The sequence below is a fragment of the Comamonas sp. SCN 65-56 genome (assembly GCF_001724135.1).
In the GTDB taxonomy this organism is placed as follows: domain Bacteria; phylum Pseudomonadota; class Gammaproteobacteria; order Burkholderiales; family Burkholderiaceae_C; genus Comamonas_C.
In genome coordinates this window covers 106,878-125,879 of sequence record NZ_MEDS01000007.1, presented here as the reverse complement: position 1 = coordinate 125,879, position 19,002 = coordinate 106,878, and the positions used below count along the sequence as shown (strand labels likewise).

Sequence of the window (19,002 nt, the reverse complement as noted above, 5' to 3'; positions counted from 1 at the left end):
TACATGTCAAAGGTGGGTAAGGTTTTTCGCGTTGCATCGAATTAAACCACATCATCCACCGCTTGTGCGGGTCCCCGTCAATTCCTTTGAGTTTTAACCTTGCGGCCGTACTCCCCAGGCGGTCAACTTCACGCGTTAGCTTCGTTACTGAGAAAGTTAATTCCCAACAACCAGTTGACATCGTTTAGGGCGTGGACTACCAGGGTATCTAATCCTGTTTGCTCCCCACGCTTTCGTGCATGAGCGTCAGTACAGGTCCAGGGGATTGCCTTCGCCATCGGTGTTCCTCCGCATATCTACGCATTTCACTGCTACACGCGGAATTCCATCCCCCTCTACCGTACTCTAGCTATACAGTCACAAATGCAGTTCCCAGGTTGAGCCCGGGGATTTCACATCTGTCTTATATAACCGCCTGCGCACGCTTTACGCCCAGTAATTCCGATTAACGCTTGCACCCTACGTATTACCGCGGCTGCTGGCACGTAGTTAGCCGGTGCTTATTCTTACGGTACCGTCATCACCCCCCTTTATTAGAAGGGGGCTTTTCGTTCCGTACAAAAGCAGTTTACAACCCGAAGGCCTTCATCCTGCACGCGGCATGGCTGGATCAGGCTTGCGCCCATTGTCCAAAATTCCCCACTGCTGCCTCCCGTAGGAGTTCGGGCCGTGTCTCAGTCCCGATGTGGCTGATCATCCTCTCAGACCAGCTACAGATCGCAGGCTTGGTAGGCCTTTACCCCACCAACTACCTAATCTGACATCGGCCGCTCCAGTAGCGCAAGGCCCTTGCGGGTCCCCTGCTTTCATCCTCGGATCTCATGCGGTATTAATCCGGCTTTCGCCGAGCTATCCCGCACTACCGGGCACGTTCCGATGCTTTACTCACCCGTTCGCCACTCGCCGCCATCCCGAAGGACGCGCTGCCGTTCGACTTGCATGTGTAAGGCATGCCGCCAGCGTTCAATCTGAGCCAGGATNTCGAGCCTATCCCGAAGGACGGGCCCAGCAGGCACTCACCAGGAGTGCCACCAAACGCCCACGCTTATCGGCTGTGATTTGTTAACGATCCCTCTTTCCCCTTCCCATCCAAGCCCGGCAGCCAAAACCACCAGATCACCCCTTCAGGAAAGTACGCTGCGATCAGCGAAGCCTTGCATTGTACACGAAATTTTCATTCGTTTGCCAGAGCCGCAAATTTTCTCAAAAAATTCGGTCTGTCTTCGCCAACGTCACACCTTCCAGCGCTCCAGAAGCTTGTCTGGCGACAGTGCGTCATAGGTCTCGAAGGGCTGATGGATCCACGGGTCCGTCGGCAGGAAGTCAACATAGTAATCTGGCACGAAGGTAGACACCCCCTTCACCCACAAGGTTGCCGAACGCAATTCGGTGATGGGGGCGTACCTTGCCTTGAGCAGAGACACAACCGCATTGAGCGTGTGGCCCGTATCGGCCAAATCGTCCACCAACAGCACACGCCCTGCAATTTCACCGTTGGGGGTCGTGATGTAGCGTGCAATATCCAGATGCCCTTGCACCGTACCGGCATCAGCGCGATAAGAGCTCGTGGACATGATCGCCAGCGGCTTGTCGAAAATACGGCTCAGGATGTCGCCCGGCCGCATGCCGCCGCGCGCCAGACAAAGGATGGTGTCGAACTGCCAATCCGAGTGATGCACCTTGAGTGCAAGTTTTTCGATCAGGGCGTGGTACTCGTCATAGCTTACGTACAAGTGCTTGCCGTCTTCTGTCAGCATCGTTGGGTCCAGGCGTTGATTGATGAAAGGAACAAGGAACAGTGCACGCGCCGATTGGATGCTACCCGGCGAACGGCTGCTGCCGCACGATGGTATGGGCCCTGTCCGGACTGGTGGAAACAATCGCTATTGGCACACCCGTCACCTGCTCGATGCGCTCCAGATAGCGACGGGCGTTGGCAGGCAAATCTCCGTACCGAGTCGCACCGAAGGTCGTCTCGGACCACCCAGGCATCACTTCATAGATGGGCGTGCAACGGGCGATTTCATCCGCACCCATCGGCAACAGATCTATCCGCTCACCATCAAGCTCATAGCCGACGCACAGGGAAAGCTCTTGCAACCCGTCAAGCACATCCAACTTCGTAACACACAGCCCCGACAGGCCATTGACCTGCGCACTACGCTTGAGCAAAGCCGCATCGAACCAGCCGCAACGGCGGCTGCGCCCCGTGGTTACCCCCTTTTCGGCGCCCACGGTGCTCATGTGGTACCCGGGCGTCCCTGGCATCTCCCAGTCGAGTTCGGTCGGAAATGGTCCACCGCCCACGCGCGTACAATAAGCCTTGGCTATGCCGAGAACGTAATGCAGCATGCCCGGCCCCACTCCCGAGCCAGCTGCCGCATTTCCGGCAACGCAGTTGCTCGACGTCACGTAAGGGTAGGTTCCGTGATCAATGTCCAGCAGGGTTCCCTGGGCACCCTCAAATAGCAGACTGGCTCCTTCTGTGTGCAGCTGATTGAGCTCCCGGGATACGTCGGCCATCATCGGCTTGAGCAGTTCAGCATGGCGCATGGCCTCGGCATACACAGGCTCAAACTGCACCGCACCATCACGCATGTAGGGATTGAGCGCATCACCAAAACCGAAATCCCGCGAGCCAAGAAAAGTAACCAGCGTGTGGTTGTGCAACTCCAACAACGCACGCAGCTTGGTGGCAAAGCGCTCGGGATGCTTGAGGTCCTGCACTCGCAGCGCACGCCGGGCAATCTTGTCTTCGTAAGCCGGGCCAATCCCGCGACCTGTCGTGCCGATTTTCTCAATCCCGCCACGCTCCAGCGCCGCCTCGCGAGCGACATCCAGCGCCGCATGAAAGGGAAGGATCAGCGGGCATGCCTCACTCACGCGCAAGCGGGAGCGCACCTGTACCCCCGCAGCTTCCAGCCCTTCAATTTCCTCAAACAGCTTGGCTGCAGACAATACGACGCCGTTGCCGATATAGCACTTGACGCCGGGGTGCATGATCCCGCTGGGAATCAAGTGCAAAGCCGTCTTCACCCCATTGATCACCAGCGTATGGCCGGCGTTGTGCCCGCCCTGGAAACGGACGACGCCCTGCGCCGACTCAGTCAACCAATCAACCAGCTTGCCCTTGCCCTCATCGCCCCACTGCGCCCCTACCACAACGCAATTGCGTCCCTTGCTTGCTCTCATCGCCACCATCCCAATCAATGAATTTCCAATCGGTTACAGGGCCTGAACGACCCACTGCCCGCCCACGTTCACCAACTCCCGATCGCAATCGAACTCATCTATCTGGCTGGGACTATCGGGCAATGCGCACACCACCGTTTCACCTTGCTTGCGCAAAGAAGCCACTGCGCCTGAAGCTGCTTCATCCACCGGCCACGGTGCGCGTATCGCGGCACGCAGTGGTGGCGCCGGGATGGCACCGACCAGTTGCTTGACATCCAGACTGAATCCGACGGCAGGGCGATTGCGTCCAAACACCGCACCCACTTCGTCATAGCGCCCGCCACGGGCCAAAGCATCTGAAACGCCTGTGGCATATATGGCAAAACGAATGCCGCTGTAGTAAGAATAACCACGAAGATCGGCCAAATCGAAGGTCACGCGTGCGCGCCGGACCACAGCCGCCACATTACGCAGATTTTGTAGCGCAGAACCAACCCCTGGAATGCCGTGGAGTGCTTTTTCAGCCTCATCCAGAACATCCCTATCTCCATACAACTGCAGCAGCGCCGACAAGCCCTCGCGCGATGCCTTCGGAAAATCTCTGGTCAAACGTGCCAACTCACTCGCATCCTTGGCAGCCAGTGCCGCATGCACTTGCCCCAAGACCTGCGCGCCAACCGGCACCCCTGCCAGCAAACTTCTGACGATCCGGACATCCGCCAAGTCAATGCTCAGCTCATGCACATCGGCCCCGCGCAGACATTCCAGCGCCAGCAACACGGACTCGATCTCAGCCTCTATGCCCGGATGGCCATAAATCTCCGCACCAAACTGCAATGGCTCCCTGGTGGCGTGCGGCCGGTCAGGCCTGGTGCGCATGACTGGTCCGCAATAGCACAGGCGAGTAATTCCGGGACGATTGAGCAAGTGGGCATCAATGCGGGCAACCTGCTGCGTCATGTCCGCCCTCAGCCCCAAGGACCTGCCGGAAAGCTGATCCACGAACTTGAAAGTCTGCAGATCAAGGGCCTCACCCGCGCCTGTCAACAGTGAATCAAGGTGTTCGAACACGGGTGGAATCACCAGTTCATAGCCGTAGCTTCGAGCAGCATCCAGCAGGCCGCGGCGCAGCTCTTCAATGCGCCTGGCCTCGGATGGCAGGACATCAGCGATGTAATCCGGGAGTACCCAGGCGGACATGCGAAACACCGAGCTTGTTAAAAAAGCGATTCTACCGAGCGTGCAGAGCAGGCTCGAGGGTTCAGTCCAGCCACAACAGCAACAGCCCGCCCAAGCAGATACACACCAGACCACAGAAGCGGATCTGGCCATCGCGCATCTGGATCATCTGGGCAAAGGCACGGCGCCAAACTCCTGGCGCGGCGAACGGAAGCAGGCCTTCGAGCACTAGCACCAAGGCCAGCGCCGCCCAGAGAGCGTCTGGCATCTCAGTTACGCGGCGCCGCAGCGGGCGTGGGTGCACGCCATGCCTTGAAAAATTCGGTACCTGCGGGATCCAGCAGCATGAAATCACCCTTGCCCTTGAAACTGTCGCGGTAAGCCTCCAGGCTGCGGTAGAACTGCGCAAACTGCGGGTCACGGCCAAACGCATCGGCATAGATTCGCGTCGCCTGGGCATCACCCTCGCCCTTGACCTTCTGCGCATCACGGTAGGCATTGGCCAGAATCACCTCGCGCTGCCGGTCGGCTTCGGCGCGAATTTTTTCGCCTTCTGCGACACCGGTTGAGCGCAATTCGTTGGCCACGCGCTTGCGCTCAGCCTCCATACGTCGATAGACGGATTCAGTGATGGAGTCCACATAGTCGACGCGCGTAATCCGCACGTCCACCACATCCATGCCCCAGGGCTTGCCACCGCGAACCGCTTCCAACACTTCGCGCTTGACGTCGGCCATCAGTGCATCACGCTTGTCCGACAGCAGTTCCCGCACGGTTCGGCGGTTCACTTCTTCCTGGAAAGCATTGCGCACCACGCGATTGAGTTGCAAAGCCCCCGCACCCTCGTCCAACCCGACATTGCGGATGTACTCCGAAGGGTCAGTGATGCGCCAGCGGACATACCAGTCGATCACCACCCGCTGCTTTTCCGCGGTCAACATCGATTCGGTTTCCGACCCATCGAGGGTAAGCAGGCGCTTGTCGATATAACGCACATTCTGCAGCGGTGGCGGCAGCTTGAAATACAGGCCTGGCTCAGTGATAACGTCCTTGATCTGCCCCAACGCGTAGACCACACCAAATTGCCGCTGGTCGACGACAAACAGAGTCGAGCTCGCCAGTACCAGCACCAGGAGCAGAGTGGAAACAAAAAATCCAATGCGATTCACTCGCGCTCACGCGAGCGAGCCGTATCCCGAGACCGTGCGTCGCCCACTACGGATGGCGCAGTAGTGGATGCCGGCACCGACGGGGCATGCGCTGCCGGCGCTGTGCCCGCGGACGCTGCAGCAGGCGTGAAATTGCCGTTGATCAGCTTGTCCAGCGGCAAATACAACAGATTGGAGCCCTGGCGCGACTCGACCAATACCTTGGTCACATTGCCCAGCACTTGCTGCATGGTCTCCAGGTACATCCGATCGCGGGTGACCTGCGGCGCCTTCTGGTACTCGCTGACAACCGAATCAAAGCGTTGTCCGTCACCCTGGGCCTGCGCAACGATGCGCGCCTTGTAACCAGCCGCTTCCTCCTGCAGACGCGAAGCCGCTCCGGAAGCGCGCGGCACGACGTCATTGGCATAGGCTTGTGCTTCATTTTTGGTGCGTTCACGCTCCTGCCCCGCTTTCAGCACATCGTCAAACGCCGCCTGCACCTGCTCCGGCGGGCGCACGCCTCCCTGCTGCAGATTGATACCTACGACTTCCACGCCAACCTTGTAACGATCAAGAATGGTCTGCATCAAAGTGCGCACGCGAGGCGCAATCTGATCGCGCTCGTCGGCGAGGGCCGAATCCATCTTCATCCTGCCGACCACCTCGCGCACCGCGCTTTCCGCGGCCTGCACCACGGCATCGGCCGGGTTGCGACTTTCAAACAGCCAGGCGCGCGCATCGTTGAGCCGATACTGGACGGCGAATTTGATTTCGACGATGTTTTCATCTTCGGTCAGCATGGCAGATTCACGCAAACCAGTTGCCTTGATGATCGAATCACGACCAATATCCACCGAGCGAATCTGGGTAACGAAAACCAGTTCATGGCGCTCGATGGGATAGGGCAGACGCCAATTGAAGCCGGCGCCTACCGTACTCTTGTACTTGCCGAACTGGGTAATCACCGCCTGCTGACCTTCCTGCACGATGAAAAACCCCGTGGAGAGCCAGACCAGTACGGCAATCGCAGCGATGATCCACAATCCCTTGCCGGCATTGCGCATGTCCGGCTGAAACCCTCCGCCACCCGGAGGCGAGGGAAAGCCCCGGCGGCCACCTCGTCCGCCGCTGCCAAACAAGCCATTGAGCTTGCGTTGCAGATCGCGCCACAGCTCGTCCAAGTCCGGCGGCGCCGAACCACCCGACTGCGGACTGCGTGCGGGCCTTTCAGGCGGCGTCTCATTCGGGGGACGTTCAGAATCCGGGCGCGGCTCGTCCTGTCCCTTGTCTTCGCCACGGCCCCAACGTGGGTCGTTCAGGTTGTACATCCATCCGAACACCCTTCGGATGACCCTTTCATGGAGATACATGCGTGCGTTCTCGGCTCAATGGTGGTTGATATTGTCGTGTCAATGGATGCTGCTATCGTCCGGTTGTTCAGTGTCCATGCAACCTTCAAGCTCCACGGCGTGCCGGGTTGCCTTTTGCGATAGCAACTCCCGCAATGCAGCAAGGCCTTCACCCGTCCGGGCACTGACAAACACACGATCCAATGTGCGCCCCTGCAATGCATACGCGTCCTGCCACACGACCGGACGCTCCTGATCGGCGAGCGCATCGACCTTGTTGAAAACCAGCACTTGCGACACATCTGCCGCACCAATCTCTTCCAGTACCTGCTGGACCTGAGCCATCTGCTCTGAATGACCAGGATTTGCCGTGTCAACCACATGCAGCAGCAGATGCGCTTCCGCTGCCTCTTGCAAAGTGGCCTTGAACGCGCTGATCAGGCCATGCGGCAGATCGCGAATGAAGCCGACGGTATCGGACAGCGAAATGGCGCCCGCTTGTTCACCCAGATACAAACGTCGCGTGGCGGTGTCCAGCGTGGCAAACAATTGGTCAGCCGCATAGGCCTGCGCCTTCACCAAGGCATTGAACAGGGTTGATTTGCCCGCATTGGTGTAGCCCACCAGGGAGACACAAAACGTATCGCGTCGCTGGCGCTGGCGCCGCTGGGTCGCCCGCTGACGCTGCACCTTGACAAGCCGATCCCGGGTGCGCTTGATGGTGTCACCAATCATGCGCCTGTCCAGTTCGATCTGCCGCTCGCCCGGGCCACCACGTGCACCAATGCCGCCGCGTTGGCGCTCCAGGTGCGTCCAGCGGCGCACAAGACGGGTGCTCAGGTACTGCAGGCGCGCCAACTCCACCTGGAGCTTGCCTTCGTAACTGCGTGCACGCTGCGCAAAAATCTCCAGAATGAGCATGGTCCGGTCATACACCGGCAGACCCAGTGCCCGCTCCAGGTTGCGCTGCTGCGCAGGGCTCAACGTCTGATCGAAAATGATCTCCAGCGCTCCGCTGTCCTTCGCCAGAGCACCAATTTCTTCCGCCTTGCCGCTACCGACAAAAAGTGCTGCATCCGGCGCCTTGCGCCTGCACGTCAGTTGAGCTACAGGCGCCAGCCCGGCACTGCGCGCCAGCAACGCAAGTTCTTCGAGTTCGCCATCAAACCCGCCCGCGCCGAAATCCACTCCCGCCAGCAGTACTGGCGCAGCGTCCTGAACTGAAGAAATCGCCGAATTCATCGCTGCACGCCCGCACGCGCCGGCAATGCAGCGTCAAGCTGCACCGCGGCGTTTATTGATCGCCTCCATCGGCAGATTCAGCGGCGGCAAAATTGACGGCGCGCCCCGGCACGATGGTCGAGATGGCGTGCTTGTAGACCATTTGGGTCACGGTATTGCGCAGCAGCACGACATACTGATCAAAAGATTCGATCTGGCCCTGCAGCTTGATGCCGTTCACAAGATAAATGGACACCGGTACATGCTCGCGGCGCAGCGCGTTCAGAAACGGGTCTTGGAGAAGTTGGCCTTTGTTGCTCACGATATGCTCCGTGTTCAAACTGTTGTTGTGGGGCGTCACCTTACCACAGCCGCCCCGTCACCTGTATTTGAGATGAGAAATCAGGTTTTCAAGTACCGCTTTTGTCGGCATAGGGATTTTTCGAGGTTCTTAGCTCCAGCCGCAGGGGCGTGCCCACGAGGTCGAATTCCTTGCGAAAGCGCCCCTCGAGAAAGCGTTTGTACCCATCCGTCAGCTGCTCCAATGCATTGCCGTGGATCACGATGACTGGCGGGTTCATCCCACCCTGGTGAGCATAGCGCGGCTTGGGGCGCGAGGAACCCGAGCGTTTGGGCGTCTGGAATTGCACCGATTCCAGTAGCACCCGGGTCAGTACCGGCGTGGGCATCTTGCGATTGGCGGCCAAATGGGCCTGACGGATCGACCCCCATAGCGCGCCGATACCTTGACGCCTGGATGCAGAGATGAAATGCATTGCGGCGAACTTGAGAAATGCCAACCGGTTTTCGATCGAGCGCTGCACCTGCTGGCGCTGGTACTCGTCGACGGCATCCCATTTGTTGACCGCAATTACCACTGCCCGACCGCTCTCAAGAATGTAGCCGGCAATGTGCGCGTCCTGATCCGTCACCCCCTGGGTCGCATCAAGCAGGAGCAGCACCACATGCGCCGATTCGATCGCACGCAAGGTCTTGATGACGGAAAATTTTTCTATGGTTTCAAACACCTTGCCGCGCTTGCGCAGTCCGGCGGTATCTATCAATTCGAATTTTTGCCCTCGCTGCTCGAACGGTACCGTGATGGCATCGCGCGTCGTGCCCGGCATGTCAAATGCCACCAAGCGCTCTTCGCCGAGCCAGGCATTGATGAGCGTTGACTTGCCGACGTTGGGTCGGCCCGCCACCGCCAGACGGATGGCATCGCTTTGCGGCGCTTCGCCATCGTCGGCATCCTCCCCCAGGCTCAGCGGCTCCAGGGCAAGGTCCACCAAACTGCGAATGCCCTGTCCGTGCGCGGCAGATACCGGATGCACATGGCCCAGACCGAGCTCATAGAACTCACCCAGCAGAGCGCTGTCCTGCATGCCCTCGGCCTTGTTGCCAGCGACGATGCAAGGCTTGCCCAAGCGCCTGAGGTAGCGCGCGATGTCATGGTCTTGCGCCGAGAGGCCGCCGCGCACATCCACGACAAACACCACCACATCGGCCTCGGCGATTGCCTGGCGCGTTTGTTTGGCCATTTCCTGATAGATGCCGGTGCCTGCATCGGGCTCGAAGCCGCCGGTATCCACAACGATGTACTCGTGCGGGCCCTGCCTGCCGTTGCCGTAATGGCGGTCGCGAGTCAGACCCGCAGCATCCGCGACGATGGCGTCACGCGAGCGGGTCAGCCGATTGAACAGCGTGGACTTGCCGACATTGGTTCGCCCCACGAGGGCGATCACTGGTTTCACAAGGCATCCCCGAGTCAGTCAGGGCGAAAACCGTAGACGCCGCCCTGACGCGTGACGACGACCAGTGTCTTTCCCGCCGTCACGGGCGTTGCCGCAACGCCGGAGCTGTCGGTGCTCAATCGATTGAGTGGCGAACCATCTTCACGTGACAGCAGATGCACCTGCCCCGTTTCGTCACCGATGACGACCGAGCGCCCCAGCACCAGCGGTGCGGTGAGCGAGCGATAGCGCAACTGTTCGTGCGTCCACAAGGGTGCACCATCGGTGCGTTTCCACGCTTGGACCGTGCCATTGCTCTCGCTGCCGTAGAGCGCCTCGGCATCACCATCAATCCCCTGCGCGCCATGCGCCGGCCGCGTCCAGAGCAAAGCTCCGCGCGAAGCATCAACACATCCGACCGCGGCCTGGAAGGCGCGCGCACACACCACATTGCCCTCGCGGCTTACACCGCCGAGGAGCTCGACCAGGCGCTCCACATCGTTGGAGCCGCGCGGCGCAGCCAGAGGCGCCTCCCAGCGTATGGCACCAGTATCAGGGTCAAACCCGACCATGCGCCCCGAAAGACCCGCTACCAAGGTATCGCCCACGGCCGTCAGCAAGCCACTTGCCTGCAGCACCAAGGCCTCGCCCTGGCGTTGCTGGTTCCAGAGTCGGTAGCCGGTCTCGCCATCAAAGGCCATGACGGAGCGATCCCCCGTCACGACGAAGACCCGACCGCCGGCAACCAGAGGCGCCGTGAACGCCTGGGCAGGAAGCTGCTTCTGCCATTTCTCCACACCGTTTTCGATGACGATAAGCTGCCGCTCCTTGGACACCACGGCCGTGCGGCGCCCATCGGTGCCCACCCCCGCTGCAAGCCTGGCATTGAGCTGAACGCGCCACAGGCTGCTGCCGGTACGGGCGTCCAGCCCCGTCACCGTCCCACCCTCGGACGCGAGAACCACGGTATCCCCATGAACGGCTGGCACCAACACCATTCCCGCCACGGAGCCGATCGAGACGTGCCACGCCTGGTGTACCGGAAGCAGCGCCACGGGCGGCCCCAGATCCGCCGGCTTGGGTTTGGAAGAGCCGCAGCCCGCCAACGCCAACGCCAGCATCACGGCAGCGGCCAGCGCACTGGTCAGGCGGCGCACCGCGCTCATGCACCCTCCTTCGCCGGCACACCCGCACCCAGCGCATCAAGCTTGGCTTGCACCACCTGGCGATAGGCCAGCTGCTCGTTGAGCCCATCGTAGGCGCGGCGGTACTCTGCAATGGCATCCTGCTTCTTGCCCTGCAGATCCAGCACATCGCCCTTGCGATCCGCAACGATGGCCGCGAATTCGGGCGGGAACGATACCGACAGCTGCGCCAACGCATCGTCGTAGGATTTTTCCTGGATCAGCACGCCAGCCAGGCGCAGGCGCGCCAAGGCGCTGTAGCCAGCCTCGCTGGAGTTGTCGATAACCCAGCGCAGCGACGCCTGCGATTCCTTCCAGCGCCCGGCATTGGCAAATTCTTTCCCCGCCAGCAGGCCGGCCACGCCCGCTTGCACCGTGCGCGGATAGTCCTTGGAAAGGTCAGCAAAAATCTGCTGCACCCGTTCCAGATCGTTCGACTGGGCCGCCACCTGCACTGCGTCCAACATGGCAACCGCCTGCTGGGCTTGCCGTGCCTGCCAGTAACGATAGCCATTCCAGGCGGCCAGCGCGCCCATGATGACAATCACGCTCCAGGTGATCAGGTTGCCCCAGGTGCCCCAGAAATGCTTGAACTGCGCAATCTGTTCCTGTTCTTCAAGGTCGAAATGACGAGCCATGTGTGAGTCCTTCGTTCAGCGCGCGGATTGTAGGCTGGCGGCCCAGCGTGCGACCTCGGTCAGCGGTTGCCGCACCTGCTCTCCCGCATCACGCAACGGCTTGACGGACACCATGCCTGCCTGCAGCTCATCCACTCCGAAAACGAGAGCGTAGCGCGCGCCGCTGCCATCCGCCTTCTTGAATTGCGCCTTCATGCTGCCCATGCCCTGCACAGTGCCTGCAGCGCTGTGCATTTGCACAGCAACGCCCTGGGCACGCAATTGCTGCAGCGTGGCCATTGCCACCGGCAGCGCACTAGCATCCGGCACCACGGCATAGGCATCCGGCGCGATGGCCGGCACGGCCAGTTCCTGCTCCTTGAGCAGCTCGAGCACGCGCTCCACGCCCAGCGCCCAGCCGACCGCGGGCGCTGCCTTGCCACCCATCTGCTCGATCAGGTAGTCGTAACGGCCGCCACCGCAAATCGTGCCTTGCGACCCGAGCTGGTCGGTGACGAACTCAAAAACCGTGAGGTTGTAGTAATCCATGCCGCGCACCAGCCGCGGGTTGATGCGCCATGCAACACCCGCGGCATCGAGGATGCGCTGCACCGCCTGCAGATGCGCACGCGAGGCATCGCCGAGGTAGTCCATCAACTGGGGCGCAGCCTCCACCATGGCCTGCATCGCCGGGTTCTTGGTATCCAGGATGCGCAGCGGGTTGGTGTGCAGGCGCCGCCGTGCATCCTCATCCAACAGATCGGCATGCCGCTCGAAATACGCAATCAGCGCCGCGCGATGCGCCTTGCGCTCCTCGGGCTGGCCCAGGCTGTTGAGCTCCAGCCGCACATGGGCAAGACCCAGCTCGGCCCACAACGCGTGGGCGAGCAAAATCACCTCGGCGTCCATCTCGGCACCGGCAAAGCCCAGTGCTTCCACGCCAATCTGGTGAAACTGCCGATAACGGCCGCGCTGCGGGCGCTCATGGCGGAACATCGGCCCCAGGTAATACAGGCGCTTGCCGCCATCATGCAGCAGGGAATGCTCCACCGCCGCCCGCACCACGCCTGCCGTGGCCTCAGGGCGCAAAGTGAGCTGTTCGCCATTGAGCCTGTCTTCGAAGGAATACATCTCCTTCTCGACGATATCGGTCACTTCACCAAGCCCGCGCACGAAAAGCGCCGTCGGCTCGACGATGGGCGTGCGGATCGCGCGGTAGGCATAGCGCTGCATGAGGGAGCGCACCACGGCCTCCAGCCACTCCCAACGGGCGGAATCGGGCGGCAGGATGTCGTTCATGCCTTTGATGGCAGCCAGTCTTTGCATGTACTTCAAAAATTCAAATCAAAAATGCCTCTAGCGCATGCTGTACATGCGTGTAAAGCTCTTATTTTCATAGTAATTTACGAGATCGCCGCAGCGCCAGCCTTGAGCCCGAAACGCTGCTTCACGTAGCCTTCGACCAGCTCCTGGAATTCACTGGCGATGCGCTCGCCGCGCAGGGTCGCGGCCTTCTGTCCGTCGACATACACCGGCGCCACCGGGGCCTCGCCCGTACCCGGCAGGCTGATGCCGATATCCGCATGCTTGCTCTCGCCCGGGCCATTGACAATGCAGCCCATCACTGCCACGCGCAGCTGCTCCACGCCGGGGTATTGCGAGCGCCAGACGGGCATCTGCGCGCGCAGGTAGTCGTCAATCTGCTTGGCAAGCTCCTGGAACGTGGTGCTGGTGGTACGCCCGCAACCGGGGCAGGCGGTGACACTGGGCGCAAACGCCCGCAGACCCAGTGATTGCAGGATTTCGGTCGCCACCAGGACCTCTTGCGTGCGCGGCTCACCCGGCTTGGGCGTCAGCGAGACGCGGATGGTGTCGCCGATACCCTCCTGCAACAGCTGCGCCATCGCCGCTGTCGAGGCCACGATGCCCTTCGCACCCATGCCCGCTTCCGTCAGACCCAGATGCAATGCGTAATCACAGCGTTGCGCCAGTCCCCGATAGACGGCGATCAAGTCCTGCACGCCGCTGACCTTGCACGAGAGGATGATCTGCTCGCCCCGCATGCCCAGCTCCTCCGCTCGCCTGGCCGATGAAATCGCCGAGCGCACCAGGGCTTCATACATCACCTGGCGCGCATCCCAGGGCTCGGGGCGCATCCCGTTTTCATCCATCAGCCCGGTCAGCAGCTCCTGATCGAGGCTGCCCCAATTGACGCCGATACGCACCGGCTTGTCCCAGCGCAACGCCGCCTCGATCATTTGCGCAAACTGCTTGTCGTGCTTGTCGCCCTTGCCCACATTGCCGGGGTTGATGCGGTATTTGGAAAGCGTGCGGGCGCACTCCGGGAAATCCGTCAGCAGACGGTGGCCGTTGTAATGGAAATCGCCGACCAGCGGCACCGATTCACCCATCTGGTCCAGCCGCTCGCGAATCAGCGGCACAGCCGCAGCGGCCTCGGGTGTGTTCACCGTGATGCGCACCAACTCGGATCCTGCCTGCGCCAGCTGCCGCACCTGGACGACCGTGGCCTTGACATCCGTCGTATCCGTATTGGTCATGGACTGCACGCGCACCGGCGCATCGCCCCCCACCGTAACCACTGCATCACCCCACGCTACACGCGCCTGGCGCGAGCGGCGCTGTGCCGGTGCCACCAGCGCAATCGGTGCATTCCCATCAACCATCAACATTCATTTCACCTCGAACCGCGCAACATTACTGCGTGCGATGCCCATCAAATCCATAGCTTGCCCGCGCACCACGACATCGGCGGCATCCGCACGTCCGACGACCACCGACCACGGGCCGGCGCCTTGGGCAGCGAACTTGTCGCCTTTCTGCAAGGTTTTTTCCACCATGACGGCGCCCGAGGCATCGCGCACCTGCACCCAGGTCTGGTCGCGCGCCTGAATGACCAGCGGTGCGTCCGGCGCGACATTGGCTGGCGCATCCACCTGCGTTGCCGCCGGCTGCGCTTGCGCAATGTCCTGCGAAGCGGCGACTGGAGCCGATGCGGCAGCTTCCGCCGCTGGCGCCTCGTTTTCTTCAGGCGCTGGAGCTGGGACGGACACTGCGTTCGCAGGCGCCTGCAACGGCTCTGCCGAATCTGGCTCAGGCTGTGGCACCTGCGCGCCATCGCGTGGCAAGAACGCCAATACCAGTGCAGCCGCCAGCAGAACGATCACCGTGAACGCCATCGCGCGAGACATTGGCAGGCTGCTGGCACCGCCCCCTGCGGCAGTACCCTCCTTGAAGCGAGCATTCAGATCGGGCCGGCTCTCGAGCGCTGCCGGCGGAAGCTGCGGCAACAGGGCCAAAACCGGCGCCGGATCGCTCTTGAGTACCCTGCAGACACTGGACGCCAGCGCACGCAGGAACACCGTATCCGGAAACGCATCGTAGCGATCGGCCTCCAGTGCTTCCAGTCTGTGCATCGGCACCTTCAGCGTTGCAGCAACCGCCGCGAGGTGCATGCCCGCCTGTACACGCCGAGCCGCAATCAGCCTGCCAGCCGTCGTGGCATTCGGTGCCGTCCCGCTGGCTGCCGCCGACTCTTGCGAAGCAATATTGGCAGCGTCACTCATCAAACGCCCCTCGGCTCAAGGCCAAGGCTTCTTTGGATTCGGGGTAGCGCCGGTGCAATTGCTCACCCAGCTGACTCATCGCCTGGCCATCCTTGAGCGCACGCTCCACCTTGATGCCCAGCCACAGCGAAGCCGCATCGGAGAACTCGCCATTGTTGACACGCCGGATGTAGAACTGCGCCCGCTGGGCATCGCCCTGGGCAAAGATCACCGACGCCAAGTGGTAGCCGACCGCAGGGTTGCGCGCATCGAACTCATAGGCGTGCAGCAATGTCTGCTCCGCCAATTTCAAGTGCCCTGCGCGTTCATAGCAGATGCCCTGCGCCGTTTGCGTCTTGGTTCTCGATGCATAGCCGGGAACGGCGAGCGCTTGCTTGAACAAGACGTCGGCCTCGTCCCAGTGCTGCTGCTGGCATTGCAGCCAGCCAAAGTTGTGCAGGATGTCCGCGTCGTTGGGCTTGAGCTCGCGCGCGCGCTGCAAGCTGGCCTGCGCCTTGGTCCAGTCCTGCATGGCCATATAAACCAGGCCGCGCATGTGGTAGGCATCGGCATAGCCGGGGTCTGCCGCCAACGCCTGGCGTGTCTCTTCCAGCGCCACATCCGTCTTGCCCAGTTGCAGATAGTTCGCCGCCAGCTCCAAACGGATATGCGCCCGCTTGCGCGCGTCCGGGTTCTCCGTGCCCACTGCGGCATGGCCATCGTCCGGCGGCGGCTGGTGCGCGCAGCCTTGCAAAACCAGCAGTGCCGTGCCCAGCAGCATGGCTGCCAACCACCTGGGCGACCGACCTCTGAACCAACGGTTCCACACCATGCTCGCCCCTTTCGTCACGACATGCCCATTCATCATGTGGCCTGTGGCGCACTCACGCGCAGCTTGGCCATGCGTTCATTCACACGCGTGCGATCCTGCACTTCTCCGGCCAGCTGACCACAGGCGGCATCGATGTCATCGCCGCGCGTCTTGCGCACGGTGGTGACGATACCTGCATCCAGCAGCACCTTGGCAAATGCAGCGATGGCCGCATCGGGCGATCGCCGCAGGCCGGACTGCGGGAACGGATTGAACGGGATCAGGTTGAGCTTGCAGGACAGCCCTGCCCAGCGCTTGTCATGGATCAGTTCGATCAATTGCCGCGCATGCTCCGGCTGGTCGTTGACGCCATCGAGCATGCAGTATTCGAAGGTGATGAAATCACGCGGGGCCGCATCCAGATACCGCCGGGCAGCGCCCATCAGCTCTGCCAGCGGGTATTTGCGGTTGAGCGGCACCAGGGTGTCACGCAACGCATCACCCGGAGCGTGGAGCGAGATCGCCAACGCCACCGGGCAGTCTGCCGCCAGCCGGTCAATCATCGGCACGACACCCGATGTGGACACCGTCACTCGCCGGCGCGACAGACCATAGGCATGATCATCGAGCATGGTGCGCAGTGCCGGCACCAGCGCCGGGTAGTTGTGCATGGGCTCGCCCATGCCCATGAACACCACGTTCGTAATCACCCGCTCCTGCGACCCCAGGCGCTTGCGCAACGCGTGCTCGGCCCACCAGAGTTGCCCGACGATCTCGCCAGCCGTCAAATGCCGGCTGAAGCCCTGGTGGCCGGTGGAGCAAAAACGACAGCCAACCGCGCAGCCCGCCTGGCTCGAGACACACAGCGTGCCCCTGTCATCCTCGGGAATGAAGACGGTCTCGATCGCGTTGCTGCGGCCAACGTCAAACAGCCATTTGACGGTTCCGTCGGCAGAGACATGCTCTTTTGCCACCGGCGGCGCAACGATATAGGCGCAATCCTTGAGCTTTTCACGCAAGGACTTCGCCAGATCGGTCATCTGGTCGAAATCCTGCACACCACGCTGGTGGATCCAGCGAAACAATTGCGTTGCACGAAACGGTTTTTCCCCCAACCCGCCGCAAAACGCCACGAGCGCATCTCTGTCGAGGTCGAGGAGATTGGTCAGCATGGTCTCACCCGCGCCGCCCCTCTGAGCGCAGAGGCAGCGGCGCAGCGCTCAGCGCGCGTAAACGGCCCAGCCGGGGAAGAAAAATGCCACTTCCACAGCGGCGGTCTCGGCGGCATCGGAGCCATGCACTGCATTGGCATCGATGCTGTCGGCGAAATCAGCGCGAATCGTGCCGGCCGCGGCCTTCTTGGGATCGGTCGCACCCATGAGCTCGCGGTTCTTGAGGACGGCATTTTCGCCTTCAAGCACCTGCACCATGACCGGGCCTGAAATCATGAAATCCACCAGATCCTTGAAAAACGGGCGCTCTTTGTGTACCGCATAAAACTGCTCGGCCTGGGCGCGCGAGAGGTGAATCATGCGCGCGGCAGCCACCTTCAGGCCTGCCGCTTCAAAGCGGGCGTAAATCTGGCCAATCACGTTCTTGGCAACGGCATCCGGTTTGATGATGGAGAGGGTGCGTTCAATGGCCATGGTTGTATGTTCCTGAGTGCAATGAAAGTGTGGTTTCGCGCAGTACGCAAAGCCGTTGATTTTACGATGTTCCTTCAGAAGCGCCGACCGGAGCGGCGCGGCCCGGGGTTTTGTCGTTCGCGGCGCTGGCGCGCAAAGCTGTCGGCACCGATGTAGCCCACGGACGTTTTCATCGGATCCGGCTGCGCAGTACCGCTGTCGCGGCCAGGCCCCTGGGCTTTTTTGCCCGATCCTCTGCGGCCATTGGCTTGCCCGCCACCGGACTTGCGCTCACCGCGCGCGGCAGCAACCTGCGGCATGCCCGCGGCCTGTGTCAACGCCCGGATGTCGCGCTCATCCAGCTCCATCCAGGTGCCGCGCTTGAGTCCGCGCGGCAGCACCATCGCTCCGTAGCGGATGCGGATCAAGCGGCTTACGGCATGGCCGACGGCTTCAATCATGCGTCGAACCTCCCGATTGCGCCCTTCCGCGATCGTGACGCGGTACCAGCAGTTCGCGCCTTCGCCTCCGCCATCCTCAATGGCGCCAAACGCCGCCACCCCATCGTCGAGCGTGACGCCATCGAGCAACTGCTGCTTCTCCTCGTTGCTCAGGGCGCCAAGCACGCGGACCGCATATTCGCGCTCCATGCCGAATCGCGGGTGCATCAGGCGGTTGGCCAGATCGCCAGAGCTGGTGAACAGCAGCAAGCCTTCGGTATTCAAGTCCAGCCGTCCCACGGATTGCCACTTGCCCTGCGGCAGCCGGGGCAGCTTGCGGAACACCGTCGGCCGGTTCTCCGGATCGTCCATCGTCACCACTTCGCCGGCGGGCTTGTGGTAGGCCAGCACGCGCGCAGCGGGCGGCTCGATGCGAAAGCGGATGGGCTTGCCATTGACCTTGACCTGATCACCGAACTGCACCCGCTGCCCAATGTGCGCAGGCTCGTTGTTGACCGAGATGCGCCCTTCCAGGATGAGCTGCTCCATCTCCAGGCGCGAACCCATCCCGGCCTGTGCCAGCACCTTGTGCAGCTTGGGGGTCTCTGGCAGTGGTTGCAGCACGCGCTTGGGCGGCGCCAGTTCGGCATTGTTCTCGTCCTCATCGAGCTGGCCGGCGACGACATCGGCGAACGCATAGACCTGCTCGCGCGGCGGCGGCTCGGCCCGCGGGCGCGGCGAGCCGTCCTCCGAAAGCCTGCGCATGCCGCGCCTGCGCGGTCCGCGACTCCTTGGCTCGGCGTCCGGCTGCGGTGTCTGCTTGGCGTCAGTGGCTGGCGCTGCCGGTTCGGCCGGCATTTCAATCGGTTCTTCGTTCATCATCACTTCCCACGGGTTCGTACCCCGTTTCAACGCCGTTCACTTCCTGCACTGGCAGCGGCAAAGTCACCTGGGG

18 protein-coding genes and 1 rRNA gene are annotated in these 19,002 nt (G+C 61.7%); all 19 read right to left on the bottom strand.

All coding sequences use genetic code 11. The features are described 5' to 3' along the window. Positions 1–997 (bottom strand): 16S ribosomal RNA (locus ABS45_RS05305); the annotation flags it as partial. A gap of 235 nt (positions 998–1,232) precedes the next feature. After that, positions 1,233–1,757 carry a phosphoribosyltransferase gene (locus ABS45_RS05300; protein ID WP_291553739.1) on the bottom strand — a complete coding sequence of 175 codons (525 nt, stop codon included), beginning with the start codon at positions 1,755–1,757 and terminating at the stop codon, positions 1,233–1,235. Positions 1,758–1,818: 61 nt separating this feature from the next. Next, positions 1,819–3,192 (bottom strand): adenylosuccinate synthase, encoded by a 1,374-nt coding sequence (locus ABS45_RS05295; protein WP_291553737.1) that lies wholly within the window; start codon positions 3,190–3,192, stop codon positions 1,819–1,821. A 33-nt stretch (positions 3,193–3,225) separates the two neighbouring features. Continuing rightward, complete coding sequence (locus ABS45_RS05290; protein WP_291553736.1) at positions 3,226–4,374, bottom strand: ATP phosphoribosyltransferase regulatory subunit; 1,149 nt, start codon at positions 4,372–4,374, stop codon at positions 3,226–3,228. Between the two features lie 61 nt (positions 4,375–4,435). Further along, on the bottom strand, positions 4,436–4,621 hold the full coding sequence (locus ABS45_RS05285; RefSeq protein ID WP_291553735.1) for a DUF2065 domain-containing protein: 186 nt from the start codon (positions 4,619–4,621) through the stop codon (positions 4,436–4,438). 1 nt (position 4,622) lies between these two features. Beyond that, positions 4,623–5,522 carry a protease modulator HflC gene (hflC, locus tag ABS45_RS05280; protein ID WP_291553734.1) on the bottom strand — a complete coding sequence of 300 codons (900 nt, stop codon included), beginning with the start codon at positions 5,520–5,522 and terminating at the stop codon, positions 4,623–4,625. After that, positions 5,519–6,874 carry an FtsH protease activity modulator HflK gene (hflK, locus tag ABS45_RS05275; RefSeq protein ID WP_291553733.1) on the bottom strand — a complete coding sequence of 452 codons (1,356 nt, stop codon included), beginning with the start codon at positions 6,872–6,874 and terminating at the stop codon, positions 5,519–5,521. The genes hflC and hflK overlap by 4 nt, the downstream gene beginning before the upstream one ends. Before the next feature lie 39 nt (positions 6,875–6,913). Further along, positions 6,914–8,095 carry a GTPase HflX gene (gene hflX / locus ABS45_RS05270; protein WP_291553732.1) on the bottom strand — a complete coding sequence of 394 codons (1,182 nt, stop codon included), beginning with the start codon at positions 8,093–8,095 and terminating at the stop codon, positions 6,914–6,916. Positions 8,096–8,147: 52 nt separating this feature from the next. After that, positions 8,148–8,396 (bottom strand): RNA chaperone Hfq, encoded by a 249-nt coding sequence (gene hfq, locus ABS45_RS05265; RefSeq protein WP_024539688.1) that lies wholly within the window; start codon positions 8,394–8,396, stop codon positions 8,148–8,150. A gap of 88 nt (positions 8,397–8,484) precedes the next feature. Then, complete coding sequence (der, locus tag ABS45_RS05260; protein ID WP_291553730.1) at positions 8,485–9,828, bottom strand: ribosome biogenesis GTPase Der; 1,344 nt, start codon at positions 9,826–9,828, stop codon at positions 8,485–8,487. Positions 9,829–9,842: 14 nt separating this feature from the next. After that, a complete protein-coding gene (bamB, locus tag ABS45_RS05255) occupies positions 9,843–10,973 on the bottom strand; it encodes an outer membrane protein assembly factor BamB (protein WP_291553727.1) in 1,131 nt (376 codons plus the stop codon). After that, complete coding sequence (locus ABS45_RS05250; RefSeq protein ID WP_291553725.1) at positions 10,970–11,629, bottom strand: tetratricopeptide repeat protein; 660 nt, start codon at positions 11,627–11,629, stop codon at positions 10,970–10,972. Before ABS45_RS05250 ends, bamB begins: the two co-directional genes overlap by 4 nt. 15 nt (positions 11,630–11,644) lie before the next feature. Continuing rightward, complete coding sequence (gene hisS / locus ABS45_RS05245) at positions 11,645–12,934, bottom strand: histidine--tRNA ligase (protein WP_291553723.1); 1,290 nt, start codon at positions 12,932–12,934, stop codon at positions 11,645–11,647. A gap of 77 nt (positions 12,935–13,011) precedes the next feature. Then, entirely contained in the window at positions 13,012–14,292 is a 1,281-nt protein-coding gene (gene ispG, locus ABS45_RS05240) for a flavodoxin-dependent (E)-4-hydroxy-3-methylbut-2-enyl-diphosphate synthase (RefSeq protein WP_291553752.1), read from the bottom strand. A 6-nt stretch (positions 14,293–14,298) separates the two neighbouring features. Beyond that, on the bottom strand, positions 14,299–15,192 hold the full coding sequence (locus ABS45_RS05235) for a RodZ domain-containing protein (protein WP_291553721.1): 894 nt from the start codon (positions 15,190–15,192) through the stop codon (positions 14,299–14,301). Then, positions 15,185–15,952 carry a type IV pilus biogenesis/stability protein PilW gene (gene pilW / locus ABS45_RS05230; protein WP_291553718.1) on the bottom strand — a complete coding sequence of 256 codons (768 nt, stop codon included), beginning with the start codon at positions 15,950–15,952 and terminating at the stop codon, positions 15,185–15,187. The genes ABS45_RS05235 and pilW overlap by 8 nt, the downstream gene beginning before the upstream one ends. An 83-nt stretch (positions 15,953–16,035) precedes the next feature. Further along, positions 16,036–17,154: a 23S rRNA (adenine(2503)-C(2))-methyltransferase RlmN gene (gene rlmN, locus ABS45_RS05225; RefSeq protein WP_291553716.1), complete on the bottom strand. Its 1,119-nt coding sequence runs from the start codon at positions 17,152–17,154 to the stop codon at positions 16,036–16,038. Between the two features lie 48 nt (positions 17,155–17,202). Then, positions 17,203–17,628 (bottom strand): nucleoside-diphosphate kinase, encoded by a 426-nt coding sequence (gene ndk, locus ABS45_RS05220; protein WP_291553714.1) that lies wholly within the window; start codon positions 17,626–17,628, stop codon positions 17,203–17,205. Between the two features lie 74 nt (positions 17,629–17,702). Then, positions 17,703–18,926: a pseudouridine synthase gene (locus ABS45_RS05215; RefSeq protein WP_291553750.1), complete on the bottom strand. Its 1,224-nt coding sequence runs from the start codon at positions 18,924–18,926 to the stop codon at positions 17,703–17,705. Positions 18,927–19,002 lie beyond the last annotated feature (76 nt).